24 protein-coding genes and 1 pseudogene are annotated in these 26,225 nt (G+C 64.8%); 17 read left to right on the top strand and 8 right to left on the bottom strand.

The annotated features are described in order from the left end of the window. Nucleotides 1-2: 2 nt before the first annotated feature. Nucleotides 3-986 carry an EamA family transporter gene (locus tag BKA07_RS18440; RefSeq protein WP_167952551.1) on the top strand — a complete coding sequence of 328 codons (984 nt, stop codon included), beginning with the start codon at nt 3-5 and terminating at the stop codon, nt 984-986. Nucleotides 987-1,304: 318 nt separating this feature from the next. On the opposite strand, the gene BKA07_RS18435 is transcribed toward BKA07_RS18440, so the two are convergent. Next, nucleotides 1,305-2,285: a universal stress protein gene (locus BKA07_RS18435; RefSeq protein ID WP_167952549.1), complete on the bottom strand. Its 981-nt coding sequence runs from the start codon at nt 2,283-2,285 to the stop codon at nt 1,305-1,307. A gap of 158 nt (nt 2,286-2,443) precedes the next feature. Here BKA07_RS18435 and BKA07_RS18430 point away from each other — a divergent pair, with 158 nt between their 5' ends. The 3 genes from BKA07_RS18430 to purM are packed head-to-tail and all read left to right on the top strand — an operon-like array spanning nt 2,444 to nt 5,569. Then, nucleotides 2,444-2,926 (top strand): hypothetical protein, encoded by a 483-nt coding sequence (locus BKA07_RS18430; RefSeq protein ID WP_167952547.1) that lies wholly within the window; start codon nt 2,444-2,446, stop codon nt 2,924-2,926. A 44-nt stretch (nt 2,927-2,970) separates the two neighbouring features. Further along, nucleotides 2,971-4,452, top strand: coding sequence for an amidophosphoribosyltransferase (purF, locus tag BKA07_RS18425; protein ID WP_167952545.1), 1,482 nt, complete (start codon nt 2,971-2,973; stop codon nt 4,450-4,452). Between the two features lies 1 nt (nt 4,453). After that, nucleotides 4,454-5,569: a phosphoribosylformylglycinamidine cyclo-ligase gene (gene purM / locus BKA07_RS18420; protein WP_167952543.1), complete on the top strand. Its 1,116-nt coding sequence runs from the start codon at nt 4,454-4,456 to the stop codon at nt 5,567-5,569. A gap of 215 nt (nt 5,570-5,784) precedes the next feature. Here purM and BKA07_RS18415 read toward each other — a convergent pair whose 3' ends face one another. After that, entirely contained in the window at nt 5,785-6,009 is a 225-nt protein-coding gene (locus BKA07_RS18415; RefSeq protein WP_167952541.1) for a DUF3073 family protein, read from the bottom strand. A 128-nt stretch (nt 6,010-6,137) separates the two neighbouring features. Between BKA07_RS18415 and BKA07_RS18410 the strand changes: the two genes are divergently transcribed. The 3 genes from BKA07_RS18410 to BKA07_RS18400 all read left to right on the top strand — a co-directional run bounded on the left by BKA07_RS18410 (nt 6,138) and on the right by BKA07_RS18400 (nt 8,573). Continuing rightward, the gene (locus BKA07_RS18410; RefSeq protein ID WP_167952539.1) at nt 6,138-6,953 is read left to right on the top strand and encodes a DUF8083 family protein; all 816 of its coding nucleotides are present in this window, start codon (nt 6,138-6,140) and stop codon (nt 6,951-6,953) included. A gap of 160 nt (nt 6,954-7,113) precedes the next feature. Then, nucleotides 7,114-7,677 (top strand): hypothetical protein, encoded by a 564-nt coding sequence (locus BKA07_RS18405; RefSeq protein WP_167952537.1) that lies wholly within the window; start codon nt 7,114-7,116, stop codon nt 7,675-7,677. Further along, a complete protein-coding gene (locus tag BKA07_RS18400) occupies nt 7,674-8,573 on the top strand; it encodes a hypothetical protein (RefSeq protein ID WP_342449125.1) in 900 nt (299 codons plus the stop codon). Before BKA07_RS18405 ends, BKA07_RS18400 begins: the two co-directional genes overlap by 4 nt. Before the next feature lie 46 nt (nt 8,574-8,619). Here BKA07_RS18400 and BKA07_RS18395 read toward each other — a convergent pair whose 3' ends face one another. Continuing rightward, entirely contained in the window at nt 8,620-9,507 is an 888-nt protein-coding gene (locus BKA07_RS18395) for a LysR family transcriptional regulator (protein WP_167952535.1), read from the bottom strand. Between the two features lie 90 nt (nt 9,508-9,597). Here BKA07_RS18395 and BKA07_RS18390 point away from each other — a divergent pair. Then, nucleotides 9,598-10,521 (top strand): annotated as a pseudogene (locus BKA07_RS18390) (EamA family transporter); the annotation flags it as partial. Here the strand turns inward: BKA07_RS18390 and BKA07_RS18385 are convergent. Next, nucleotides 10,516-11,415, bottom strand: a complete 900-nt coding sequence (locus BKA07_RS18385) for an AraC family transcriptional regulator (RefSeq protein WP_342449124.1) — start codon at nt 11,413-11,415, stop codon at nt 10,516-10,518. The pseudogene BKA07_RS18390 and the gene BKA07_RS18385 overlap by 6 nt on opposite strands. A gap of 291 nt (nt 11,416-11,706) precedes the next feature. Between BKA07_RS18385 and BKA07_RS19635 the strand changes: the two genes are divergently transcribed. Both BKA07_RS19635 and BKA07_RS19630 read left to right on the top strand, forming a co-directional pair. Next, entirely contained in the window at nt 11,707-12,018 is a 312-nt protein-coding gene (locus tag BKA07_RS19635) for an aminotransferase class I/II-fold pyridoxal phosphate-dependent enzyme (RefSeq protein WP_342449123.1), read from the top strand. A 58-nt stretch (nt 12,019-12,076) separates the two neighbouring features. Continuing rightward, nucleotides 12,077-12,610, top strand: a complete 534-nt coding sequence (locus BKA07_RS19630; protein ID WP_342449151.1) for an aminotransferase class I/II-fold pyridoxal phosphate-dependent enzyme — start codon at nt 12,077-12,079, stop codon at nt 12,608-12,610. Between the two features lie 11 nt (nt 12,611-12,621). Here the strand turns inward: BKA07_RS19630 and BKA07_RS18375 are convergent, their stop codons facing one another. The 3 genes from BKA07_RS18375 to BKA07_RS18365 form a co-directional block, all read right to left on the bottom strand. Beyond that, nucleotides 12,622-14,100: a phytoene desaturase family protein gene (locus BKA07_RS18375; RefSeq protein ID WP_167952533.1), complete on the bottom strand. Its 1,479-nt coding sequence runs from the start codon at nt 14,098-14,100 to the stop codon at nt 12,622-12,624. Nucleotides 14,101-14,104: 4 nt separating this feature from the next. Continuing rightward, nucleotides 14,105-14,803, bottom strand: coding sequence for a nucleoside/nucleotide kinase family protein (locus tag BKA07_RS18370; RefSeq protein WP_167952531.1), 699 nt, complete (start codon nt 14,801-14,803; stop codon nt 14,105-14,107). 66 nt (nt 14,804-14,869) lie between these two features. Then, nucleotides 14,870-15,898, bottom strand: a complete 1,029-nt coding sequence (locus BKA07_RS18365) for an ATP-grasp domain-containing protein (RefSeq protein ID WP_167952529.1) — start codon at nt 15,896-15,898, stop codon at nt 14,870-14,872. Nucleotides 15,899-16,068: 170 nt separating this feature from the next. Between BKA07_RS18365 and BKA07_RS18360 the strand changes: the two genes are divergently transcribed. The 4 genes from BKA07_RS18360 to BKA07_RS18345 all read left to right on the top strand — a co-directional run bounded on the left by BKA07_RS18360 (nt 16,069) and on the right by BKA07_RS18345 (nt 20,206). Further along, complete coding sequence (locus BKA07_RS18360; protein ID WP_167952527.1) at nt 16,069-16,431, top strand: VOC family protein; 363 nt, start codon at nt 16,069-16,071, stop codon at nt 16,429-16,431. A 57-nt stretch (nt 16,432-16,488) separates the two neighbouring features. Then, the gene (locus tag BKA07_RS18355; protein ID WP_167952525.1) at nt 16,489-17,025 is read left to right on the top strand and encodes a HutD family protein; all 537 of its coding nucleotides are present in this window, start codon (nt 16,489-16,491) and stop codon (nt 17,023-17,025) included. 264 nt (nt 17,026-17,289) lie between these two features. Continuing rightward, nucleotides 17,290-18,492 (top strand): hypothetical protein, encoded by a 1,203-nt coding sequence (locus BKA07_RS18350; protein WP_167952523.1) that lies wholly within the window; start codon nt 17,290-17,292, stop codon nt 18,490-18,492. 226 nt (nt 18,493-18,718) lie between these two features. Further along, on the top strand, nt 18,719-20,206 hold the full coding sequence (locus BKA07_RS18345) for a catalase (RefSeq protein ID WP_167952521.1): 1,488 nt from the start codon (nt 18,719-18,721) through the stop codon (nt 20,204-20,206). Nucleotides 20,207-20,448: 242 nt separating this feature from the next. Here BKA07_RS18345 and BKA07_RS18340 read toward each other — a convergent pair whose 3' ends face one another. After that, nucleotides 20,449-22,059 (bottom strand): amino acid permease, encoded by a 1,611-nt coding sequence (locus BKA07_RS18340; RefSeq protein WP_167952519.1) that lies wholly within the window; start codon nt 22,057-22,059, stop codon nt 20,449-20,451. A 519-nt stretch (nt 22,060-22,578) separates the two neighbouring features. Here BKA07_RS18340 and BKA07_RS18335 point away from each other — a divergent pair. Genes BKA07_RS18335 through BKA07_RS18325 form a run of 3 tightly spaced genes read left to right on the top strand, consistent with a single transcriptional unit; the run spans nt 22,579 to nt 26,094 of the window. After that, entirely contained in the window at nt 22,579-23,943 is a 1,365-nt protein-coding gene (locus BKA07_RS18335) for a glutamine synthetase family protein (RefSeq protein ID WP_167952517.1), read from the top strand. Beyond that, nucleotides 23,924-24,745, top strand: coding sequence for a gamma-glutamyl-gamma-aminobutyrate hydrolase family protein (locus tag BKA07_RS18330; RefSeq protein WP_342449122.1), 822 nt, complete (start codon nt 23,924-23,926; stop codon nt 24,743-24,745). The genes BKA07_RS18335 and BKA07_RS18330 overlap by 20 nt, the downstream gene beginning before the upstream one ends. Next, entirely contained in the window at nt 24,742-26,094 is a 1,353-nt protein-coding gene (locus tag BKA07_RS18325) for an aldehyde dehydrogenase family protein (protein ID WP_167952513.1), read from the top strand. Before BKA07_RS18330 ends, BKA07_RS18325 begins: the two co-directional genes overlap by 4 nt. Nucleotides 26,095-26,225: the final 131 nt, after the last annotated feature.

Genomic DNA, 26,225 nt, shown 5'->3' with positions numbered 1-26,225 from the left:
CGATGACTCCTGCCGTCCTCGGTCTGGTGCTGGGCGCCTCGGTGGCCCATGCGCTGTGGAACATCGCCGCGAAGTCCGTCTCCGGCAAGGGCTATGCCTTCGTCCTGGCCTATCACGGACTCTCGGCGATCCTGCTCGCCCCGATCGCCGTCTGGCTGATCGCCTCGGGGGCGCATGATCTCAACGTGGCCCTGGTCGGTGCCGCAGTGCTCAGCGCGGTCTTCCACATCGCCTACTCGGTGTCCCTGCAGTCCGGCTACGACCATGCGCCGCTGGGAGTCGTCTATCCCACGGCACGCGGGGTCGGACCGGTCATCACGATCATCATCGCGGTGCTGTTCCTGGGAGAGCGGCCGAGCGGCCCGGAAACCATCGGCGCCTTCGTCGTCCTCGCCGGCATCGCGGTCGTGACCGTGCGTCCGAGGGCCGTGGGCGGGGTCGCTGCATCGGGCGGTGGGCAGCTCGGCGGCGGAGTCAGGCTCGGCGGTGGGCAGCTCGGCGGTGGAGTCAGGCTCGGCGGTGGTCATGCGACAGGCAGTCACGGCTTCGGCCGCGGTCTGGCATGGGGTGGGCTGATCGGTGTCTTCATCGCCTCGTACACACTGTGGGACGACTTCTCCGTCAACCACATCTCCGATTCGCCGCTGCTCTATTTCGCCGTCTCCGAAGCCTGCGTCGGACTCATCATGGCCCTGGGAATCGTGACGATCCCGGGAGGTGCGGCACGACGCGCGGACTTCAGATCGATCCTCGCCGGACACAAGCGGGCCCTGGTCACCGTCGCCATCCTCTCCCCGCTGGCATATCTGCTCGTTCTGTTCGCGATGCAGCAGGCGCCGGTGTCGCTCGTCGCACCGGTGCGGGAGACCTCCATCATCGTCGGAACGCTGCTGGCCTGGTGGTTCTTCGGGGAGAAGAACATCGGCATGAAGCTGCTCGGCGCGGTCGTCGTCGTCGCCGGAATCGGTCTCATCGCCCCCGGCTGAGGCCAAGTCGCGGCAGCGTCGCCCTGGCGCCGCACTGGTGCCGCACTGGTGCTGCGGCAGCACTGCCGCCTTGGCGCACTGGCGACCGATCCCACATCCGCTGGGCAAACATGCATGCGTCCCTCAGTTGTGACGTACGCAAGCACTTCTACCTAGCGGCTATTTTGGCGCGGCAGCTCACCGCGCCGCCGCACTGCCGCAGCACCGCGGCACCGCCGCCGCCGCGCCGCACCGCGCCGCCGCCGCACCGCGCCGCCGCCGCGCCGCACCGCGCCGCCGCCGCGCCGCACCGCGCCGCCGCCGCGGCGGCGCGGGGCGTCAGCGCTTCTTCGTCGGCTTGCGGCGGGTTACGCGGACCACGCGGGTCGGGCACACCGCGTGTGAGAGCACCGCCTGGGAGGTCGAGCCGAGGATCGTGGACACGAAACCGCTGCGACCGCGGGAGCCGATCATCATCAGCTCCGCGGTGTACGTGGCACTGATGAGCACCTCGGTGGCGGGGGCGTCGAAGATCGACCAGCGGACGGAGAGCTCCGGGAATTCCTCTCTCAGCGACTCGACCGCTTCCTCCCGTGAGGTCACGGCTTCGTCGTACATCTTCTCGAGATGGGTTTCGCTCGGCATCCACTCCGGCGACAGGACGTGGGTGGCCGTGATGCCGATCAGGTGGAGGGGCAGACCATAGATGCGGGCCTGCAGGGCGGCCTCCCGCAGGACGGGCCCGTCGGTCTCGAACGGATCGATCGCGGCAACGACCTCTCCGGTGAAGTCCGGCCGTGTGCCAGCGGACTCGGCGGCGGCAGTCTGCGCAGTCGAGGAGCGCACGGGCAGATCGACGGGAAGGGGCCTGTCCGGCAGCGGGCGCTTGGGCCAGGTGCTCGGGATGACCACTGTGGGGCAGTGAGCGTGGGCCGGCATCGCCAGAGCCACCGAGCCCAGCAGGCGGCCGGCGAAGCCACCGCGTCCGCGGGCGCCGATGACGGCAAGGTCCGCGTTCTTCGAGTTGTCGACCAGCACGCCTGAGGCATCACCGGGGAAGACCACAGTCGACACGGGCACCGAGGCATCGGTGACGGTTCTCGCACTGTCATCGACGAGCTGCTGCACCGATCTCTTGAGCACGGTGTCGAAGTCGGCAGGGTAGACGATATCCGCCTGGGTCATATTGACCCCGGGCACGGTGTACGCTGCGACGAGGCGAATCTCGGATGAGGTCAGCTGCGCGTGCCTGATCGCCCATTGCAGCGCACATTGACTGTTGGCCGAGCCGTCGACCCCGACGATGATCGTATGAGACATGTCCACCCCTATGTGAGAAGCCCTACCGTGCCTGTCACCAGCTTATGGGATCGGGCGGAAAACTGCCTGAGAGTCGATCCAGGACTTCTCGACTAGACTGTCCGCGACTCGAAACGCGGGCGCAGCGCCCGCGCCGGAAACACGCGCCCAAGGAGATCATGAAGGACCAGATCGACGTCGCTGTTCGTCGCAGCCCCAAGTACTCGGTGTTCATGGGCCTCGGCGCGATCGTCGGCGTCCTCGTCGCGGGTGTGCTCACACTCTTCGTCGACCCCGAAGCCATGCCCACCGGGTACACGGTGGCCAAGGGCGCGGGCCTGCTGCTCCTCATCCTCGCCGTCGGCGGACTGTTCCTCGGCGGGCTCCTGGCCGTGATCCTCGACCGAGTGTGGCGGCGGAAGACGCGAAGCTACCGGGTCGACGCGGAGATCGACATGGTTGACGACCCGAAGGAGACCGCGCGCCGCCGAATCGCCGAAGCCAACGGTGAGGACCCCGAGGCGGAACCCGCCGGCAGCACGGGACCTGGGACCCTCGCCGAGGCGGACGGCAGTGCCGATGCCACCCCGACTGCCACCTCGGCGGCGGACGGCATTGCCGACGACGAGAGCCGGAACGGATCGTCGAGTTCCGGAGTCTGAACCTCCTGTGAAGTGGAGCTCACCGGTGTGAGACAATCTGTCACGTGGCAAGAGGAGACGGGCAGCTGACGCACGAAATCGATCCCCTGGACCGCGGACCTCAGGATGCTTGCGGAGTGTTCGGAGTCTGGGCACCGGGCGAGGAGATCGCCAAACTCACATACTTCGGGCTCTACGCTCTGCAGCACCGGGGGCAGGAGTCTGCGGGCATCGCTGCCAGCAATGGCAGGCAGATCCTGATCTACCGCGACATGGGGCTGGTCTCGCAGGTCTTCCATGAACGCGATCTCGAACTGCTGCAGGGCCACATCGCGCTTGGGCACACGCGCTATTCGACGACGGGTTCGCCCTCGTTCGAGAACGCTCAGCCCACCCTGGGGCCCACACCGTTCGGCACCGTGGCGCTGGCCCACAACGGAAATCTGACGAATTTCGACGACCTCGAGGCCCTCGCCGACGGTCGCCGCGATGACGCGAACAAGGTCGTCGAAGAGGCGACGAAGAAGAACAGCCGGACCAGGCCCTTCCGCGATTCGTCCAATGACACCTCCCTGGTCACCGAGCTGTTCGCCACCGAAGAGGGCGAGAACCTCACCGAGGCCGCGCTCAACCTCCTGCCCAAGGTCGAGGGCGCGTTCTCGCTGGCCTTCATGGACGAGAACACCCTGTACGCCGCGCGTGACCGCCACGGTGTGCGGCCGCTGACGCTGGGCCGGATGGAGAACGGCTGGGTCGTCGCCTCGGAGACGGCCGCGCTCGACATCGTCGGCGCCGACTTCGTACGCGACGTCGAGCCCGGCGAACTCATCGCCATCGACGAGGACGGTCTGCGCTCCTTCAAGTTCGCCGAGCAGGACCAGGCCCGCTGCGTGTTCGAGTACGTGTATCTGGCCCGCCCGGACAGTGTGCTCCACGGCAAGACGGTGCATGCCGCGAGGACGCAGATGGGTCGGCAGCTGGCCGATGAATACCCTGTCGACGCGGACCTCGTCATCGCCACCCCGGAATCGGGTACACCGGCCGCCGTCGGGTACGCCGAGCAGTCGGGCATCCCCTTCGGCCAGGGGCTGATGAAGAACGCCTACGTCGGCCGCACATTCATCCAACCCTCGGACACACTGCGTCAGCGCGGCATCCGACTCAAACTCAATCCTCTGCGCGAGAACATCGAGGGCAAGCGCTTGATCGTCGTCGACGATTCGATCGTGCGCGGCAACACACAGCGCGCGCTGGTGCGGATGCTGCGCGAAGCAGGAGCGAAGGAGATCCATGTGCGCATCTCCTCACCACCGGTCAAGTGGCCCTGCTTCTACGGCATCGACTTCGCGACCCGGGCCGAACTCATCGCCAACGGGCTGAACATGGACGAGATCCGTGACAACCTCGGCGCGGAATCCCTGGGCTACATCTCGCTCGACGGGATGATCGAGGCCACGCAGCAGGAGCGCAGCCAGCTGTGCACGGCCTGCTTCTCGGGCGAGTACCCGATCCCTGTCAACAACACCGCTGCCGACAAAGGATGTTGAGTTGAGTACCGATCCGAACTCGGACGCAGCAGCTGCGTCGAAGTCCGCCACCTATGCCGCTGCCGGCGTCGACGTCGAGGCCGGTGACCAGGCCGTCGAACTGATGAAGTCCGCGGTCGCGGCCACGCACAACGCGAACGCCGTCGGTGAGGTGGGCGGTTTCGCGGGACTCTTCGATGTCTCCGTGCTCAAGGACTTCGACCGTCCGCTGCTGGCGTCCTCGACCGATGGCGTGGGCACGAAGGTCGCCATCGCGCAGTCCCTCGACAAGCACGACACCATCGGATACGACCTGGTGGGCATGGTCGTCGACGACATCATCGTGTGCGGGGCGAAGCCGCTGTTCATGACCGACTACATCGCCTGCGGCAAGGTTGTGGCCGAGCGCATCGCCGACATCGTCCGCGGCATCGCCGAGGCGTGCGCCAAGGCCGACGTCGCACTCGTCGGCGGGGAGACCGCCGAACACCCAGGTCTGCTCGGGGTCGACGAATACGACGTCGCCGGTGCCGCCACAGGAGTCGTCGACGCGGCGAAGCTGCTGGGTCCTGAGAAGGTCGGAGCCGGGGACGTGCTCATCGGCCTGCCGTCCTCCGGCATTCATTCGAACGGATACTCCCTGGTCAGGCACATCATCGCCGAGGCGGGGTGGGGCTTGGACAGGACCGTGCCGGAATTCGGCCGCACACTGGGAGAGGAGCTCCTCGTCCCCACACACGTCTACACAGGCGAGCTCAACGCCCTGTTCGCGGCTCTGCCCGGTGTCGTGCATGCGGTCTCGCACGTCACCGGCGGGGGGCTGTCCGCCAATGTGGCACGCGTGCTGCCGAAGGGCCTCGTCGCGAAGATGTCGCGGACCTCGTGGGAGGTCCCTCCGGTCTTCTCCGTGCTCGGCGACCTCGGCGGTGTCCCGCAGGAAGATCGGGAACGGACCTGGAACCTCGGTGTCGGCATGGTGCTCGTGGTCTCCGCTGCGTCAGCCGACAGCGTGCTCGCCGCCTGCCCGGGTTCGTGGGTGCTCGGCGATGTCAGCGCCGACGACGGATCCCTGGCCTCGGAGCTCGACTACGTCCAGGGTGCCAAGGGCGTCGACGGCGGAGCCGCGATCCTCGGCTGAGGACTGTGCGCTGTCCCGAGGCGGTGCGGAGTTGCGGCGCATCACCTTGCGGAACAGTACACAGGTTGCAACCGATGTACTGTTCCGTAAACCGACGAGTCTCGGGGAAGACTCCACCTGCGCAACGCAGAAGGCGGAGGCCGCAGCCCCCGCCTTCGTGCTCAGATGATGCCGATGCCCAGTGACTGGGGTCCGATCACATCAGTGCTGATCGGTTACGATTCGCGCTGTGTGTCCTCGTCTTCGTCATCATCGTCGACGTTGTACTTGTCGGCGTAATCCGAATAGTCGAATTCGTCATCGTACGGATCAGACGAATCGGAATTCCGCTGCTCGGCTCCCAGTTCCTTCTGGAGCGCACCGAGGTCGGTGTCCGGGCTGTAGTATTTCAGCTTCCGGGCTACCTTGATCTGCTTTGCTTTTGCGCGGCCGCGACCCACTGGCGTGACCCCCTCCGTCGTCATGTGGGGCGAAGTGCCCCGGACTAGATCTCTGCTATGCGCTTAAATCCTACCTGTTCGTAGTGCGAAGTTCCATTTTGAGGGCCGACCTTGGATAGGCTGGACCCATGTCCTACAGTCGCGATTATGTGGTCACTCTGCGGATTTTCGAACCCACCGTGGTTCATTCCGAATTGCAAGACGAATCGGTGGAAGACAACCGTGCTCGGGTCGAGGAGCAGATCTCCGAGAACGCCGATTCCCGCTTGATCTCACTGCCCCCGAGCCCCGTGGCCGAGTCGTTCCGCAATACCCCGATCTTTCTTCCGGCGTCTCAGACCTCGGACGGAGTGGACCGATACTGCCCGGCTCAGGAGGACATCCGCGGGTGGGAGGCGCTCGAATCTCTGAGCGAGCACACCTCGAAGGCGACCTTGGACATCATCGCTCCGAAGTCCGCGCGCAGGCGTGCGGCAAGCCGTCGCGCAGAGTGGCTCCAGGATGCGAAGGACACACGCGTCTTCACCCGGGTCTCGGCCTGGGACGTGCCGCCCTCGTGGTGGCTGTTCTTCTCGCTGAGTGAGGATCAGATCATCACGGATGAAACCGATGCCGGGCTGAGGGTCCTCATCCGCACGGATATTCTGGCCGCCTCGGCGAGGATGGAGTGGGCGGCGGAGACCATTGCCGACAAATCCAAGGTCGTCGACATGGTCGAGCAGACATCGACCCTGGCGCAGTGGGTCGACGGCTTCGACATGAACTCCGTCCTCGAGCTCGATCTGGGTGGCATGAGCGATGTGCTCTGGCCCAACGAGGCCCCGGAGCTGGTCGACTCGTGGGTGACCGCGCTGAGCAATGACGATCCCGAGTCCGCGGTCGCCTCGTTCCAGAAATATGCGGCGATGTGGGAACAACTCAATCTCTACGCCCGCAGCTCCTGAGTTCCGCAGCTCGTGAGTTCCTGCGCTCTTCCGTCTTTGCGCTACTGGGCTCGTCAGTCCCTGAGCTCCGAGCAGATCGTCTCCTGAGTCTCGAACAGATCAGGGGCGGCTACGATGGTCTGCGTACCCGCCGGCGTCGAGAGAATGAACCACACAGCGCATGGATGAGAAGAAGCGTCGACTTCTGACGAACAGGAAGCCGCCGTCGTCTGCAGACGAGTCGACGACCACAGGCTCGACAGACACGGCGGCTGCAGGCCCGTCGACCGCGACGAAGCCGAAGCCGATGACGAAATGGTCGATCGGGTGGCGTCTCGGGGTGACCGCGATTGCGCTGATCATCCTCACCTGCGGTCAGTTCCTCAACACCAACGACTTCTTCCCGCTGGGGTCGCTGACCCAGTACGCCACCGCGAAGGACCTCAACGGGGAAGTGAACTCGACGTGCATCGAGGCGCAGTTCCCCGGCGAGGACGAGCCGCGCCGGCTCGGCTTCAATACGGACACCGTCGGGATCGAACGCGGTGACATCGAGTCACAGCTCGACCGGGTCATCTCCCACCCCGAACTGCTGCAGACGATGGCCGATTCCTATGAGCGCCTCCACCCTGATGACCCGAATCCGGAGACGATGATCCTCTGCCGGACAGTGACCCAGTTGGAGAACGGGCAGAGCGTCGGCGAACCTGCGCACAAGATCCTGGCGACCTGGGAGGTGCAGTGAACAAGCCCTCGAAATCCACAGCGAAGACCCGGACCCTGACGGGCACCCCCGCCGAGGCGAAGGCCGGCAATCCGCTTACCCGCTGGTTCACGCCCCAGATCTCCTTGGCCAGGGTCGCGATCTTCCGCGTCCTCGTCTACCTCTTCGTCATCATCGATGTGCTCACGATCTCCAACGACGTCATCGCGCACGGGTGGACTCCCGATCTCTACCAGCCGCTGTGGCTGGCCAGGTTCCTCCACATCCCACCGGTCAACGTCCTCGGCGCACAGATCCTGCTTGCCGCGATCATCATCTTCTCCCTCACCGCGGCGGCCGGAATCCTCCAGCGTCTCAGCGGCTGGATCGTTGCGATCACCTTCGGGCTGTGGATGTTCTACACCCAGGGCTATGGCTACGTCGCTCATGACCACATGGCACTGGTCATCGCCGTCGTGGTGCTGCCGACGGTCGGCGTCGCACGATTCCGGGACGTGGGAACCACCTCGGCGAAGGCAGGGTGGGCGCTGCGGGTCGTGCAGATCTCCGTCGTCCTCACCTATTTCTACTCGGTGCTGATGAAGTGGATCGCCTCGGGAAACATCGCCGACTGGGGCAACGGGGCCGTGATCGTCTGGGCTCTCATGCGCCGCGGTGCCGAATGGTCGAAGCCCTTCCTGGAGATGCCGGGCCTGCTCATCGCGGGGCAGTGGGCGACGCTGGTCTTCGAGTTCCTGTCGCCGATCGCGCTGTTCGTCAAGGGCAAGTGGCTCTACGGGGTCGTCGCGTTCTTCCTCCTCTTCCACCTCATGACCTACCTTGCATTGGGCATCCACTTCCTGCCGACCGTCATCTGCTGGGCGGCGTTCCTGCCCTTGGAGAAGCTGATTCCCCGACGCTTCGCCGCAGCACGGTGAGCGTCGCACTGAACGAACCGCGGGCCGCGGTTCGGTTCGCGAGGTGTCACGGCTCCTGTCGCAGGGCGTTGAGCACACGTTTGACGGCGGCACGCTCGGCGGTCTCGGGACGCATGACCGCGACGACCCAGCGTGCGGTCGTGACCCCGGTCAGCGGGACCAGTGCCAGTCCCGCGTTCCGTGGAGTCGTGAGCCGAGGCAGCAGCGCGAGCTGATCGCTGGAGGCGACGATCGCTTCGATGAGCCGGTTGTCCCTGATGCGCTGAGTGACCTCGAGCTCGCGGCCGGTCACCTGTTCGATAGAGGCCATGATCGCTGCGAACGGGTAGCCCTCCGGCACGCCGATCCACCGTGCGTCGACGAGGTCGCCCGGGATCAGCTCCTCCCGTCGTGCCAGCGGGTGATCGTCAGACATCGCCACATCGATGTGCTCTCTGGTCAGTGAGACGACCGTGAGTCCTTCGGTTCCGGCAGGGCGCTCGGAGACCAGGCTGTGGGCGACGACGATGTCGACGTCCGAGGTCATCCCCGCGAACTCGTGCTCGGCGAGGTCGACATCGACCGTGGTCAGGACGATGCCCGGGCTGGTCTCGCGCAGCTCCTGCAGCGCCGCGGGGATGAGGTAGGTGAGTGCGCTCGGCAGGCCCGCGATTCTCACGTCGCCGGAGGTCCCGCCGAGGTAGTCCTCCCAGTCCGCCTGCACGCGGGCAATCGCTGAGGCCACGTTCCTTCCGCCGTCGGCCAGCATCCGTCCGGCGGCCGTGAGCTTGAGTCCGCGCCCTTCTGCTTCGACGAGGGTGTGGTCCAGTTCCTTCGTGGCCTGCTTGAGCTGCTGCGACACGGCAGACGGTGTGCGGAATGTGGCTTCGGCGACGGCGGTCACGCTGCCGAGTTCGTCGAGCCGGCGCAGGAGCTCGAGATGCCTGGGATCCATGGGCCAATCCTATAACTGTTAAGTCGCGCTGCAATGACTGTGAAGAAATATTCGATTGTGTTAACAGTCAGTCGGCAGAACAATGGAGTCATGTCGTTCAAACACTGTCTGCTCGCTGCCTCGGTGGCGGTGATGTGGGGGTTGAACTTTCTGGCGATCGACTTCTCACTCGCTCAGTTCCCGCCCTTCTTCCTCGTCGCCCTTCGCTTCGCCGTTCTCGCGCTGCCGGCCCTGCTCTTCGTGCCGAAGCCGGATGTGAAGTTCCGCTGGATCATCGGCTACGGGATGGGGTTCGGGCTGCTGCAGTTCCTGTTTCTCTACTGGGCGATGGCGACGGGGATGCCGACCGGTCTCGCTTCACTCGTCCTGCAGGCCTCGGGGCCGTTCACGGTGCTGCTGGGCATGACTTTCCTGCGGGAGCGGGTTCGGGGCTCGCAGATGGTGTTCCTGCTCATCGCCATGGCCGGACTCGGAGTCGTGGGGTGGCAGCGTCTCGACTCGAACGCGAGCTTCCTGCCGTTCCTGCTCACCCTTGCCGGTGCCTTCGGCTGGGCGATCGGCAACGTCTGCAATCGCCAGGCGCACTCGGCGCAACCCGTGAAATTCACGATGTGGATGTCGGTGGTCCCGCCCGTGCCGATGCTCATCCTCGCGCTCGTCGTCGAAGGTCCGACCACCATCGTTCGGTCGCTGTCAACGCTCATGACCCCGACCGGCTGGTGGGGACTCGCGGGGCTCGCCTACACAGCGGTGATCGCGACGATCATCGGCTCGGGCGTCTGGTCGTGGCTGATGTCACGCAACCCGGCTGGGGTGGTCGGTCCGTTCTCGATGCTCGTGCCGGTCGTCGGCATGAGCGCCGCCTGGTTCGTCCTCGGCGAGACGGTGTCGGTCGGTGAGCTGTGCGGAGCCGTGCTCGTCATCATCGGCGTCCTCGGCGCGGGACTGCGCGCGACGAAAGGGTCGACGAGCCCCGGGCGCCCTCACGGGGACGCCCGGGCAGGACCGTCACCCTCGTTCGACGGGAAGCCACAGCTCGGTGGTGGCAGTGCTGAAGTCATCAGCACGATCGAGAATCGCCACGATCGACGGACCCGGCCGCAGCTGCCACGGATTCGATGGGAACCATTCGCTTGCGGTGGCCGCCCAGGTCGACTGCAGCGCTTCGGGATACGAGCCCGCGGTGGTGAACACCGCCCAGGCCCCGGCATCGACGTCGATCACGTCGAGGTCTCGCGGCGCCGAGGCGGATGCTGAGACCGCGACTCCGTGCAGGTAGGTGAGCTCGGTGCCCTCCCGGTAGTCCGGGTCCACATCGGCCGTGACCTGGAGCAGTCCGGTGGGCTCGGCATCGCTCAGTGCCTTGAGACGAATGTGCTCGTCAGCCGGCAGCGATGCGATGTGCTCGCGAATGTGCGGATTCTCGCCTTCGTAGATGAGAGGTACACGCTTGGCGTGACCGATGAGCGAGAATGCTGGTTTGTCGGTGATTCGAGTGTCCATGGAGGAACTCCCTTCGATCGTCAGGCGAAACCTGATGGTTGATTGACTGCGAAGGGGGCCACCGTTGCGTCGGATCTCGGACGGACCCGCGCCATGGACGGCACGGAATGCCCGACCGAAGGCTTCCGTCGATCCGTAGCCGAAGCGGACGGCGATGCCCAGCAGATCATGACCGGCGAGGACATCGGCCGCGGCCACGGTCATCCGACGCCGCCGGATGTAGACCGACAGCGGCATTCCCGCCAATGACGAGAACATCCGCCGCAGATGGTATTCGGTCGTGCCGAGCCGTGCCGACAGTCTCTCGACGTCGATGCCCGTCGCGCCCTCGGCCCCTGCCGAACCGGCACTGTCTGCGAGATCGGATTCGATGAGGTCGATGAGCATATTGAGGTCAGCGATCACGGTGTCTCCCTTCGATCATCAATATTTCCGCAGAGCGGTGCACAGGCGCCCGACAATCCCGGTTCGATTCAATCATGTCCGCGCCCTTGCGGGGCCCTTGCACGATCACCGCACGGACACTGGTCGCCGCGCTCGCGATTCGAGGCTACGATCACCTCATCACCACCGGCGGACAAGCGGGCCTGGCGCTCAAGCCCGCTTGTTCCCACGACGTTCCAAGGGAGCACAAGTGTCATCGAAGTTCGCCGAGCGCATTGCCGGCGTGCAGCCATCCGCCAGATCTATACCGAGGTGCTGGCGAAGGAAAGCGCGACGGCGCTGCAGTACACCGCCTCGGCGGGCCTGCCCGGACTGCGAGCCCGGATCGCCGAACGGATGTCGAACGCGGGTGCGGCGACGGATGCCGATGACGTCCTCGTCCTCCACGGCGCTCAACAGGGTCTCGACCTGGTGGCGAAGCTGCTCATCAATCGGGGCGACGTCATCGTCACGGAGAACCCGACGTCATCGTCACGGAGACCCCGACGTTCCTGGGTGCCCTCATCGCCTTCAGCCCCTGCCAGTCTGAGTACGCGGCCGTCGATATGGTCTCCGACGGGATAGACGTCGACGCGCTGGAGGCGACGCTGCGAGGCACGGAGAACGTCAAGTTCATCTACTCATCCCCGACTTCCAGAACCCGACGGGAGTCAGCCTCAGCCTGGAACGCCGCCGGCGGATCATCGAACTGGCCAACGAATTCGACGTGCTCATCCTCGAGGATTCGCCCTACCGCGAACTGCGCTTCGAGGGCGGACAGCTGCCCACCCTGGCCTCACTCGACACCGAGGGCCGAGTCATCCACCTCGGCAGCTTCTCGAAGATCCTCGCCCCCGGGGTGCGCCTGGGGTGGGTGAGCGCGGCACCGGAGATCCTCGACAAGCTCAGCCTGCTCAAGCTCGCCGCCGACACCCAGTCGTCGCCCCTGAACATGACCGCGGTGACCAGGTTCCTCTCGACCCTCGACATCGACGCGACCGAGTTCATGGCCGATCATGCGCTGCCTGAGGCCCGGGTCGCCTATGTGCCCGGAGGATCGTTCTTCCCGAGCGAACAGCGCAGCAACTATGCCCGGTTCAGCTACTCGGGTCAGTCGGATGACGAGATGGTCGAGGCCCTGACTCGGCTGGGTGCGATCCTGCGCAGTCACATCTGATCGCCGTGTCCTCAGGGTGCCAGGCTCGGCGCCTCGGTGATGCCGAACCGTGTCTTCAGCGCCCGCTGGGCCGCGAACCAGCCGTTCATCCCGTGCACTCCGGGCGCCGGCGGGGTCGCGGCCGAACACAGGTAGGCACCGGGGACGCCGAGGCCGTAGTTGTCCCAACTGGTACGCGGGCGGGCCATCATCCGGTAGAAGGAGACGAGTCCGGTGGCGATGTCGCCGCCGATGTAGTTCTGGTTGTGTCCGGCCATCTCCGAAGCCGGGATCGAGTTGTAGGACACGATGGTGTCGCGGAAGCCGGGGGCGAAGCGCTCCATCTGCCTGATGATGTACTCGGCCGGGTCGATCGGGCAGTCGAAGGGCACGTGGCAGTACGTCCAGAGCGGGCGCATTCCGTTGACCTCACGCGAAGGGTCGAACACGGTCGGGTCGGAAACCAGGCTGACCGGGTGGGACGGCATGCGTCCGGCCATGACATCTGCCTCGGCGGCGGCCATCTGCTCCCGGGTTCCGCCGATGTGGATCGTGCCGGCCCGGGCGGTCTCCGGGTCCGCCCACGGGACCGGGCCGTTGAGGACGAAGTCGACCTTGGCCGCGGCGTTGCCCTGCTTGAAGCTTCGCAGAGACTTGTCGACGCGGGTCGGGAGGAGGCCGGAGAAGATCTGCGCCGCATTCAGCGCCGAGGTGTCGAGCAGGTATGCGCGCGCGGCGGGCATATCCGAGACATGGTCGATGCGTGCATCCGTCGTAACGGACCCGCCGTGAGCCTCGAGGTCGGCGACCATGGCATCGATGATCGCCTGCGAGCCGCCCACGGGGGAGGGCCAGCCGGCGGCGTGGGCGACGGTCGAGAGCATCGTGGCCGTGGCGGCTGTGCCCATGGCCGGCAGCCCGCCGATCGCGTGTGCGGCGACGCCGGTGAACAGCGATTGGGAAGTCTCGTGTGAGAGCGGAATGTTCCACGCCGGGCTCGCCTGGGACAGCAGCCGCAGCCCGAACTTCATCACATTGGCGATGCCGGGGCCATCGCGCAGGGTCTCCGGGACGGTGCGTTTGTCGCCCAGGGACAGCCAGATCGCATCATCGACACGGTCGAGGAGCGGGGCGAAGAAACGTCGCCATTCCGGTCCGGCCTCGCCGAGGTGGTCGACCGTTGCCTCGAGATCGTGGAATGCCAGCGCGGAAGGTTTGCCATCGAGCGGTTGGGCGTAGGAGACCTCCGGAGTGGTGAACTCGACGCCGCGGGCCCGGAGGTCGAAGTCGACGAAGAAGGGAGATGAGATTGCCAAGGGATGCACGGCCGAGCAGATGTCGTGGGTGATGCCGGGTGCCAGGCCCAGGTCGAGGGTGCGGGCACCACCGCCGATGGTGGGCTGGGCCTCAATCACCTGCACGGACAGGCCGGCCCTGGCCATGGTGACTGCGGCGGCCATGCCGTTGGGTCCGGATCCGACGACGACCGCATCTGCCTGGGGATTGCTCATGGGGTCAGTCTAGGGGAGGGGCCTGACACGGCAGGTGGGTGCGCAGGCGTGGGTGCTGAAGATCTTCATTGTCAATGATCCAGTTCGCCCGATCCCAGGGTGTGCACTCGGCGAGGTAGAGCCTCTGCCCGCCGACATAGCGATGATTGTCGGCGGCCTCGGGATTCGAATCATACTGGCCCGGACTCCGTGCATTCCCGCGAGGAACCGATACCTCGAACGGCACCTCGACCCAGACGCTCGCATCCCAAAGTGTGCAGAGTTCGGGCCGGTGCAGGAAGATCCCTTCGGCAAGGAGCACGCACCTCTCGGGCAGTTCAAGTCGAACCGGTGCCGCGGACTCATCAGCCTCGACGTCCCACACCGCAGGAACGATCGGAGCGCCTTCGCGGAACGGGTCCACCACCGATCGGACGAACGCACCATAGTCGTAGGAATCGTGGAAAAAGGAGTCAGGGCCCCGGCCGCGGGCATAGCGCACCGCACGAGGATGGTGGAACCCGTCGATGCTCATCGAAGCCACCGGGCGGTCGTCACCCGAGTCTGACGGCCTTTCGGCGGCCAACTCTACAAGTTCCTCGGCGAGAACTGTCTTGCCGGCCCCGTCGAGACCATCGATCGCCACGAGTGCTCGCCGGTCTGGTCGGACCTCGCGAATCATCGAGAGAAGCCGCCGGAGTACAGCGCGTCGGGAATCGGTCATGCATTCGAGACTAGCTGAACCGTCACCGTGGCTTCACTGAACCGTCACCGAGGCTTCACTGAACCGTCACCGAGGCTTTGTGAGCACCGGCTCCTCCGGCATCTGGTCAAGTAACGCGGTGAGGAACTGCGCGATCTGATCCGCTGCGGCGGTACGCCCGGCCCTGCGCTCGGCATCTTCGACACTCGGGTTGTAGTTCGTGTTCGTGTTGATGTCGTAGACGACTTCACGGCCGTCGGCGGTCTCGATGAACTCGATTCCGGCGATGTCGATGTGCAGTTCGGCCAGGAGCGCCTCCAATCGGACGATGAGGGGAGACTGTGCGGTGATGTCCTCTCGTCGGGAGAAAGGCTCGACGGGTGCGGTGACCTCGCCGTCGACGGCCGCACCCGGCGCGCCTGGGACCTCGCAGGCCTCAGCGGGGCACAGTTCGAAGGACCCGTCGGAGACATCGACGCGAACGGCATAGTGGAATCGTCCGCCGATGAATTCGGCACGGGTGACGAACGGCTGTGCCGGCTGCACGTACTCCTGGACCAGTGTGATCCCATCGATCGGTTCGTTCGCGCCTCCTGGGGCGAAGTCGCCTGCAGCCTCATCAAGGTCGGCGTGGGAGTCGAAACGGCGCACGCCGAGGCCCTTGCCGCCCTGATTGTGCTTGGTGATGAACGGAGGGGCGAAGTCGCGTGCCGCCTCGGACAGTGCTGCGCTGCCGAAGACCGCCGAGGTACGAGGTACGTCGAAGCCGCGGTTGGCCAGCTCGCGGTGCTGACGGATCTTGCTCACCTCGAGTTCGTAGACGTCCGCCCCGTTGATGACGGTGCGTCCCGCAGCACGGAGCCAGGCGAGGACTGCGCGACCGTATTCCTTGACGTGCGGATCGGCGCGTGTGTGCGCCGAGGCGGACAGCCGTGACCAGAACAGGCCGGACGGCGGCTGCGCAGTGAGATCGATGGAGGCGTCTGGCAGCAGCCATTCGACGCAGCGGATGCCGAAGCGTTCGAGTGCCTGTGCGAACGGCGCGATCCAATCAGGGTTGTCATGGATGATGTACACCGAGCGGACATCCGCCTCTGGCAGTGAGTGTGTGCTCATCATGGTCCTCATATCGTCGATCGGCGGTGAGGAAGCCTCACACACCGGAACTGCTCAACAATTCTAGGGCAGAAGGCCGTCTCCGCATCGGGGCTCTCCCGGCTTGGGTCATGAGAGCCGGCACCAGCAGCGCCCTGTCATGTGTCACCCCCTCGGCGTAGACTCTCAGCATGGCTATCGCAAAGCAGCCCGTCGTCGTTCTCGACGCCCCTGACGCACGCGAGCTCGCTGAGTTCTACGGCGAACTCCTCGACTGGCAGCTCAGGGTCGATGACGACGGCACCTGGGCGGAGATCACATCCGATTCCTGGCCGCCGATCTGCTTCCAGCAGGTCGAGGATTACCGCGCACCCGGCTGGCCCAGTCAGACCCACCCGCAGCAGATGCACCTCGACGTCATCGTCGATGACCTCGACGCCGCTGAGGCGGCCGTGACCGAGCTCGGTGCGGGGAAGGCGGCGGAGCAGCCGGGAGAGACCTTCCGCGTCTTCCTCGACCCCGTCGGTCACCCATTCTGCCTCGTCTTGAATTGACGTTCTGACCGGTACTGCCGCTCTTGGCCGGTGATGCGTCAACGGTACGGTGATCTCATGCGTGTGATCACCTCATTCGACGAGCTCGAACCGGTACCGTGGGCCAACGGTGCCGGTGAGACGACCGAGCTCGTCTCTCTCACCGACTCCCAGACCCTGACACCGTCCCTTCGACGGTGGCGGCTGAGCATTGCGCGCTTGGATCGCCCTGCCGTGTTCTCCCCGCTGCCGGGCTTGGCGCGCACGTTCCTTCCCATCGGCGCCGAGGTGGCACTTGAGATCGACGGAGAAGTGCACCCGGTGACATCGGCCGAACCCAAGACATTTCGCGGGGAGCAGACAGTCTCGCTCGTCGAGTTGGGCGCCCCGTGCTTCGCGCTCAACCTCATGGTCGAAGACAGCAATCGCATGGTCGAAGACAGCAGCGGATCCGAGTCCGAGCAGCGTGCGCTGGAGATGTCGACGAGGTTCGCCGGTTCCGGGCAGTTCGCGATCACTCTGAATGCTGTCCCCGACCGACCCCGCTTTCAGTTGCTTCGCCTCGACGACGATGACGAGTTCCCGTATCGCTTCGACGCAGCCATTCTGCACTGACCCCCAGGGGCTGAAGGGCCGCGGTCGCCTTTCCTGCCAAAATGGTGTCAGTCGACTGTATCCCAGGTCACACAATTTGGCGTTATCCCAGGTAGGGGGCCACGTTCGCGGAATCTGCTCCCAGCTGTATCTCAGGCTGCGAGGGGCCGTGTCAGGATACCCGCACCTGCGAGCTCGATACTGATTCCAGTCATAGTCTCTGGAGGAACATTGGCGTCGAAGCAGTATGAAACAGAAGCAGAGAACCCGTCTCAGACCATTCCGATGATCACCGAGGAACTCGCATCCGCGTCAACGACGACGCACCACGTGACCGCGCCGGTCATGCCGCCGAACCCCATACGCCGCGACACCGAGCCCGAGCCGGAGGTGCTCGCTGAACCGGGGACGTTCGCTGAGTCTGAGGCGCCGCCGGAGACGACTCTGCAGGACATCGACAAGAAGGGCAAAGCCGAGAAGAAGGAGAAGAGCGACAGCAGGGTTTCCGCGACTCAGCTTCTCGCCGGTGCTGCAGCCGCAGCCACCTCGTCGGTGATCGGCGGACAACTGGGTGTCGCCGGGACGGTCGTCGGTGCAGGGGTCGCGAGCATCATCACCGGACTCGCGGTGACGCTCTATACCAGCAGCCTCGACAAGGGAAAGGAGAAGATCAGGGAAGTCGGCACGAAGCTCGCTCCGGCCGTCAGGGCGAAGTCGTTCGCTGCCAAGACACAGCGATCAGCCGTTGTCGCTGCCGGCCAGACTGAGAGCACCTTCGGAAGCCTCAGCGACAAATCCGCTGATGCCTCAGCTGACGGTCAGGCGACAACAGTCGGCGACGAACCGAAGTCGTGGTGGCAGAAGCTGCGTCGCAAACGAGTGCTCTACCCGGTGACCATCGGGGTGGCGACATTCGGAATCGGACTGGGTGCCGTGGTGCTGGGTGCCGTGGTGATGGCCGAATCACTCACCGATGCCGACATCTCGCCCGGGACCTCACAGATCTCACGATCCGTGTCTGGACAATCTGGAGCCGGTCACGACTCCGGAACGTCCCAGGACGGCGGCTCCACCGCCGATCCTGGTTCCTCCGGGGCGGATCCGCATCCTGTGCAGAACCCGAACCAGGGAAGCGGAAACGAGGACTCGACGACGAGCGAAGCCCAGTCCACCTCGGCGAACGAAGGCAGCTCCACCACCTCCTCGTCCGCCGATCAGACGGGGACCGACCAGGGTGCTGATTCCAGTTCATCCGCAGCCACCAGCGACGACACCGCGGGAGCCGGCAGCGGTTCGAGCGGCTCCAGCAGTTCCGCAGCGGATACCTCCGGCGGGGGAGCAGCTTCCTCGGGCGGCAGCTTGAGTTCCGGCTCGCAGGACGGTGTGGGAAGCTCCGACTCCGGCAGTTCCAGCGCAGACTCGGGTGCGGGAGGCGGCTCAGGCTCGATCTCGGCAGGCAGTGGAAGCGACGCAACAGCCGAAGGGTGAGGGCCGGGAATACTGGGGAGGGTGGCCTTGGTTGTACCGAATGCGGAACCTGGCTAGCGTGAAAAGTGGCTGCGACAGTCTTCTGCCCGCTGCCAGGAACTCGATATCAGGGTGGATGTGATCTGGCTTCCGCTTCACCGCACACCGACGATTGATGTTCGTCATATGATGAGTGAAGCGGACGGGATGATTGCACCCTGTCGCTCAATCGGTTGAAGGAGAAGCAATGACCAAACACGCTGATCAAGAACACCCCGGTTTCGATGGTTCGAAGCCCTCGACGACCGAATCCGGTAAGCCGCGCGAGTCCGACGCGCATTCCCTGAGTGTCAGCCCAGACGGACCGCTCCTCCTCCATGACGTTGAGCTCGTCGAGAAGCTGGCTCGCTTCGACCGCGAACGCGTACCTGAGCGCAGCCCTCACGCCAAGGGCTCGGGAGCCTTCGGCGAACTCGAGATCACTGCAGATGTGTCCGCCTACACGCGGGCGAAGTTCCTGCAGAAGGGCACAAAGACCCCGATGCTCGCACGGTTCTCCACCGTCGCCGGTGAGTTGGGATCGCCGGACTCCTGGCGCGACGTGCGCGGATTCGCCCTGAAGTTCTACACCGAAGACGGCAACTTCGACATGGTGGGCAACAACACCCCGATCTTCTTCGTCCGCGACCCCATGAAGTTCCCCGACTTCATCCACTCGCAGAAGCGCACACCTGACTCGGGGCTGCGCAGCAACAACATGCAGTGGGATTTCTGGTCGCTGTCCCCCGAATCGGCGCACCAGGTCTCCTACCTCATGGGACCCCGCGGTCTGCCCAAGAGCTGGCGGAACATGAACGGCTACTCCTCGCACACCTACATGTGGGCCAATGCCGAGGGCGAGCGGTTCTGGGTCCAGTACCATTTCCACACCGACCAGGGTGTGGAGAACATGACGAATGAGGAAGCTGGCCAGATGGCTGGTGAAGACGCCGACATGCACCGTCGTGATCTCTTCGACGCGATCGAGCGCGGCGACTATCCGTCGTGGACCGTCAGCGTCCAGATCATGCCCTACGAAGAAGCCAAGACATACCGCTTCAATCCCTTCGATCTGACCAAGACATGGTCGAAGAAGGACTACCCGCTCATGGAGATCGGCAAGTTCACCCTCAACGAGAACCCGTCGAACCACTTCGCACAGATCGAGCAGGCCGCATTCAGTCCCTCGAACACTGTGCCGGGCACCGGAATCTCGCCGGACAAGATGCTGATGGGCCGCGTCTTCTCGTACCCGGATGCACAGCGCAACCGCATCGGCACGAACTTCAACCAGCTGCCGGTCAACGCGCCCGTCACGAAGACGAACTCCTATGACAAGGAAGGCCAGATGGAGTACCACCACTCGGGTGATGCTCCGAACTATGCCCCGAACTCCTACGGTCGCCCGTACCAGGCCGAGGAGGCGCAGGTCGAAGCTCGGTGGGAATCCGACGGCGAGCTTGTCCGCAGCGCCGCCACTCTGCACGCAGAGGACGACGACTTCGGTCAGGCCCACACTCTGGTCCGCGAAGTCTACTCCGAAGAGGAGCGTCAGGGCCTCATCGAGACCGTCGTCGGAGCGCTGAAGGACGGCGTCGAAGAGCCAGTGCTCTCCAACGTCTTCCAGTACTGGCGCAACATCGATGAAGAGGTCGGTCGCGCAATCGAGGACAAGTACAAGTCCGAGACCGCGTGAGCCGTTTGGCGCAGTGATCCGCGCCGCGAGAGTATCGCCACCACGCTGATGTCCGCGCCGCATGGCTCCGCCTGACACCTCAGCAACCCTTCGGGCGCTGAGCAACCCCTCTGCAGGTTGCTCGGTGACCGGAGGGTTGCTGACTTTGTGTGCACTGCGCGGGAGGTTGCTCAGACCCTGCAGGGTTGCCGTTCCGTCTGATTGCCTGTCACTCCCGGTGAGTTCCGGCGAGGCTCAAATGCTCAGTCGTCGATTTCGTCGAGGAGCCTCTTCTCGTCCGTCGCCAGCTGCTCCTTGTCGAGATGCTGCATGAAATGCTTCCTGCCGCGCGCATACCAGAGCACGACGCTGATGATGAGCACCGCGAACACGGCGATGGGGGAGTAGTTGAATGTCGAGATCGTAATCGGCAGGGTCGGGGGCAGGACGAAGAGGATGCAGATGAAGATCACCCATATCACCGCGATCCACCCGATGAGCGCGCTCCAGCGGCCCAGATTCCACGGACCGGGCGTGAATGCATTGCCTTTGAGCCGGCGTAGCAGCACGGGTGCGACATACGCGATGTAGAGTCCGATCACCGCCACACTCGTCACTGCCAGGTATGCGGTCTCGTTGAACAGTGCAGGCACTGTCAGAACGGTCGACAGCACGATGCACAGCCAGATCGAGTTTGTGGGAGTGCCGGTGCGCGGATTGACCTTCTTCCAGTGCTTCGAGCCGGGGATCGCGTCGTCTCGTGAGAATGCATAGCTCATCCGAGAGTTCGCTGTCACCGATGCCATGCCGCAGAAGAACTGGGCGCCGCAGACGATGAAGAGCAGGAACTTCGCCATCGTAGGATTGTTCAGGGCATCGAGGAACACCTGCGCCGGCGGCAGGCCGGTCGCTGTGGCGTTGAGTGCGGTGAGCCCGGCCTCCGAACCGTCCTGAATGGCTGCGGTGATCGAGTACAGCAGGATCCAGCCGCCGATGATCGAGATCAGCACGCTCATGACGATGCCCTTGGGCGCTGCGATCGAAGCGTTCTTCGTCTCCTCGGCAACGTGGGCCGAGGCGTCATAGCCGGTGTAGGTGTATTGCGCCATGAGCAGGCCCATGAGGAAGACGAAGGGCATGAAAGTGAACCCGGTTTCGTTGTGCCAGGCTGTCGTGGTCCAGCTGAACGACTGGTGCTTGGTGGGCATGATCCACAGTGCGCCGACGATGATGAGCACGCCGATGATGTGCCACCAGGCAGAGACGCCGGAGAGCAGATTGACGAGGCTGACTCCGAAGGTGTTGAGCAGACCGTGGGCGACGATGATCGCTAGGAAGAGGCAGAACGTGTTCAGCGCTGTGGGCACCACACCGAAGGTCAGGGCGGCGAAGGCCATCATGGTCGTTGCCGCACCGTAGTCGATGGCTGCGGTCACGGCCACCTCTCCGAGGAAGTTGAACCATCCGACGTACCAGGCCCAATGCCGCTTGTCGCGGTTGGCCAGGCGTCCGGCCCAGAAATACAAGCCGCCCGCCGTTGGGTACTTCGAACAGACTTCTGCCATGGCTAGCGCCACACAGAGGACGAAGATGCCGACCAGCGGCCAGCCGATCGTGATCGCGGCGGGCCCGCCCGAACCCAGCGCGATGCTGTAGGAAGTGATGCATCCGGCGAGGATGGAGATGATGGAGAATGAGACCGCGAAATTGCCGAACCCCGACATTCCGCGCTTGAGTTCCTGTTTGTATCCGAGTTCGGCAAGGCCGGCCTCGTCAGCGCTGAGGGCCGGAGCCGCAGCGTCTGCGCTGCCTTTGCCCTCGTGCGGCGTCGGGCTGGACGCCGGGTCATTGGGTGGAGCGGCTTCATTGTCCATGGAGAACACCGTTCTTCTCGAATTGATTGCTTCCGCTGACTGGCGGCCGGCTGGCCGACCGCCGGTTGACCGGCTGGCTATCCAGCGGGTCGGCCGAATCGACTCGCCGGGCCGAACCAGAACGGTTCAGTCCTCAGTCCCGGATCGGTCGTCGCTGACCGATCGGCATCGTTGGAGCCAGGCCGTTCGTCGGGCGCAGACACCGAGACCGAAGCGTGCATGAACGCGTGCGGAAGGCACGAAAATTGTGCGTAATGTCGTTCACAGCTCTGTTCTGTTGTTGAGCTTCTCACCGCGTAAATGGTTTGTCAATACGTATTTTCACAGACCTCAAAGCGGTATCGTCACTGATTTTGCGCCAACTATTGCGCGTGATTGGTTCGGTGACATACCTTAAATATGAGAGTATTCCTGAACCGCCGCAAGCCGCCAGCACAGCGATGTGTGACCACCGCAGGGATGCAGGCCGTCGCAACGATGCGAACGCATCGCCCGAGTGGGCTACCGAGAAGAGGAACCATGAGCGTGACTTCGTCAGACCTGACCCTGGAACAGCTGCAGGCAGAGATCGCCGCCGGTCGTGTCGACACCGTACTCGTCGCCGCGACGGACATGCAGGGCAGGCTCCAGGGCAAACGGATCACGGGCCGCTTCTTCCTCGATGAGGTCAAAGACAGCGGCACCGAGGGCTGCAACTACCTCATGGCCGCCGACGTCGAGATGAATACCGTCGACGGCTACGAGCTCACTTCCTGGGAACATGGCTACGGCGACCTCATGTTCGTCCCCGACTATTCGACCCTGCGTCGCATTCCTTGGCATCCCGCGACGGTGATGGTCCAATGCGATCTCGCTTTCCTCGACGGATCACCACTGACCGTCTCCCCGCGACAGGTTCTCAAGGCTCAGCTCGAAAGACTCGACGAACTGGGATATTCCTCGATCGGTGCCACAGAACTCGAATTCGTCCTCTACAACACCGGCTACCGCGAAGCGATGGCAGGCGACTACCGCAATCTGGAAGCCGCCAGCACATACAATATCGACTACTCTCTCTTCGGCACCGGGCAGGTCGAGGGCTATCTGCGACGTCTGCGTAACGAGATGGACGCCGCCGGCCTCTACACCGAAAGCGCGAAGGGCGAATGCAATCTCGGTCAACTCGAGGTCGGCTTCCGCTACACGGACATGCTCGCCACCTGCGACAACCACGTCGTCTACAAGCTCGGCGCGAAGGAGATCGCGGACCAGGAGGGTAAGTCGGTGACCTTCATGGCCAAACCCAACGACCGCGAAGGCAGCTCCTGCCACATCCACATGAGCATCAGCGACGCCGCGGGTACGCCGGTGTTTCCCACCGGTCACGGCACCGAGATGTCGGAGACGATGAAGCGCTTCGTCGCCGGGGTCGTCGCCACCCAGCACGACTTCACCTACCTCTACGCTCCGAACATCAACTCCTATAAACGCTTTGCCGACGGCTCCTTCGCTCCCACGACAGTCGGCTGGGGCTGGGACAACCGGACGTGTGCCGTGCGCATCGTCGGCCACGGGCCCGGGCTGCGATTCGAACAGCGCGTTCCCGGAGCCGACGCCAACCCGTATCTTGCGACCGCCGCTCTCATCGCCTCCGGTATCCACGGAATCGAGAACGAACTCGAACTGCCGGAGGCGCTCGCAGGCAACGCTTACACACAGCATGCGCCGACAATCCCACGCCGTCTCCACGATGCCGTTGCCGCCTTTGAAACTTCGGACGTCGCGCGCCGAGCCTTCGGCGACGAGGTCGTCGATCACTACACACACGCAGGCCGTGTGGAGATGGCGGCCTTCGATGCCGCAGTCACCGATTGGGAGGTCCGGCGTGGTTTCGAGCGACTCTGAGCCTTCCCTCGAACGAGCAGCCCCTGGCCCAACGACCCGCCGCCCGCTCATCGGGCTGCCCACCTACTACGGTCGCGGCCAATTCGGAGTCTGGGACCGAGACGCTGCCTTCCTGCCCAGCGTTTACGTCACCGCCGTGACCCGGGCCGGCGGTCGCACCGTCCTCCTGCCCCCGGAGGACCCCTGGAACCTGTCCGAGGTGGCTGAACTCGACGGCATCATCCTCACCGGCGGCGATGATGTCGACCCAGCGCTCTACGATGCACAGGCTCACCCGCGGACCCAGGTTCCCAACACGCGTCGCGACTCTTTCGAGACCACCTTGTACCATCACGCCCGCACCGCGAATGTGCCGATATTCGCGATCTGCCGCGGCGCCCAGGTCGTCAACACCGTCCACGGCGGAACGCTCCACCAGCATCTGCCCGACCTCGACGGCTACGGTGCCCACGAGGCGGAGAAGAAGGATGAATTCGCCGAGGTGGCCGTGTCGACCGTTCCTGAGACCACCGTATCCGGTCTGATCGGAGCCGAAGCCACGGTCGAGTGCCACCATCATCAGGCCATCGACGTCCTCGGCGAGGGCCTGATTGTGAGCGCACGCTCCGACGATGGCTGTGTCGAGGCGTTCGAGACCCCGGACGGTTCGATGCTCGCGGTGCAGTGGCACCCGGAGGAGACGCTGGACGATCTGCGGCTGTTCACCGGCCTCGTTGAGGCCGCGGCCCAGCGCCGGAGGCCACCGAAGACGACACTCCTGAACTCCCCGACACCCGAAACGGAAGCGGAGGCCCGCCGATGACCGAAGTGATCAATCCTGCGACCGAGGCACTCATCACCTCGGTCGATGCTCGCAGCTCCGAGGCTACGAAAGATGCGATCGGGCGATCCGCCGACGCCTTCAGCCGGTGGAGGGCCACGGCACCGGCCGAGCGGGCCGAACTCCTGCGTGCCTTCGCACGGGCGGTCGACGAGGACATCGACAATCTCGCCGCACTCGAGGTCGCCGAGGCCGGGCACACGATCGGCAACGCCCGGGGCGAGGCCGGAAACGTCCGCGACGTCCTCAACTACTTCGCGGGCGGAGTCGAGCGCCACCTCGGCGATCAGATCCCCGTGGCCGGGGGAGTCAACGTCACGTTCAACGAACCGCTCGGGGTCGTCGGGATCATCGTGCCGTGGAACTTTCCGATGCCCATCGCCGGATGGGGGTTCGTGCCCGCGCTCGCCGCGGGCAACACCGTGGTCCTCAAACCCGCCGAGCTGACCCCGTTGACGGCGATCCGCCTCGGCGAGCTGGCTCTTGAAGCGGGTATTCCCGACGGTGTCTTCCAGATCATTCCCGGCAAGGGCTCCGTCGTCGGGCAGACGTTCACCGACGATCCCCGGGTCGCAAAGATCGTCTTCACCGGATCGAGCGCTGTGGGTGAGGCGATCATGGCCGATGCGGCCAAGACGATGAAACGGACGACTCTGGAACTCGGCGGCAAGTCCGCCAACGTCGTCTTCGACGACGCCGACCTCGAACTCGCCGCAGCCACCGCGCCCTACGGCGTCTTCGACAACGCCGGCCAGGACTGCTGTGCGCGTTCGCGCATCCTCGTCGCCGACTCGGTCTTCGACCGGTTCATGGAACTCCTCGAGCCCGCAGTGGCCGGTGTCGTCGTCACCGACCCCAGCCTCGAGGAGGCGGAGATGGGCCCGCTCATCTCCGCAGGCCACCACGAGAGTGTGGCCGGATTCCTCGACGGAGTCGATATCGCGTTCACCGGCAGCGCCCCTGAGGGGGCAGGGTACTGGATGGCGCCGACGGTAGTGCTCCCGAAGTCACCGCGTGATCGCATCGTCACCGACGAGGTGTTCGGGCCCGTCGTGACCGTGCAGCGCTTCCGCGACGAAGGCGAGGCGATCACGATGGCCAACGATTCGCCCTATGGACTGTCGGGCTCGATCTGGACCCGCGACGTCGGCCGGGGGCTGCGCGTCGCCCGTGGCGTCGACTCTGGGGCGCTGTCGCTGAACTCCCATTCGGCGGTGCGCTATTCGACCCCTTTCGGCGGGTTCAAACGCTCCGGCATCGGCCGCGAACTCGGCCCGCACGCGATGGATTCGTTCACGGAGACGAAGAACCTCTTCATCGCCACGGACTGACCGGCAGCCGAGGCTTGCTCGGCAGGGCTGAGCGGCACGCTTAGCTGGTCGTTTCGGACCGATGTTCGCCCCGGAGATCGGTCCAAAACGTCCACCTAAGGCAGAAGCCAGTGCTCCACTGTTCCCAGACA

This window comes from Brevibacterium marinum (genome assembly GCF_011927955.1).
GTDB classification, from domain to species: Bacteria; Actinomycetota; Actinomycetes; order Actinomycetales; family Brevibacteriaceae; genus Brevibacterium; species Brevibacterium marinum.
The sequence above is the reverse complement of the archived record's forward strand: the minus strand, read 5'-3'. Positions and strand labels throughout refer to the sequence as shown.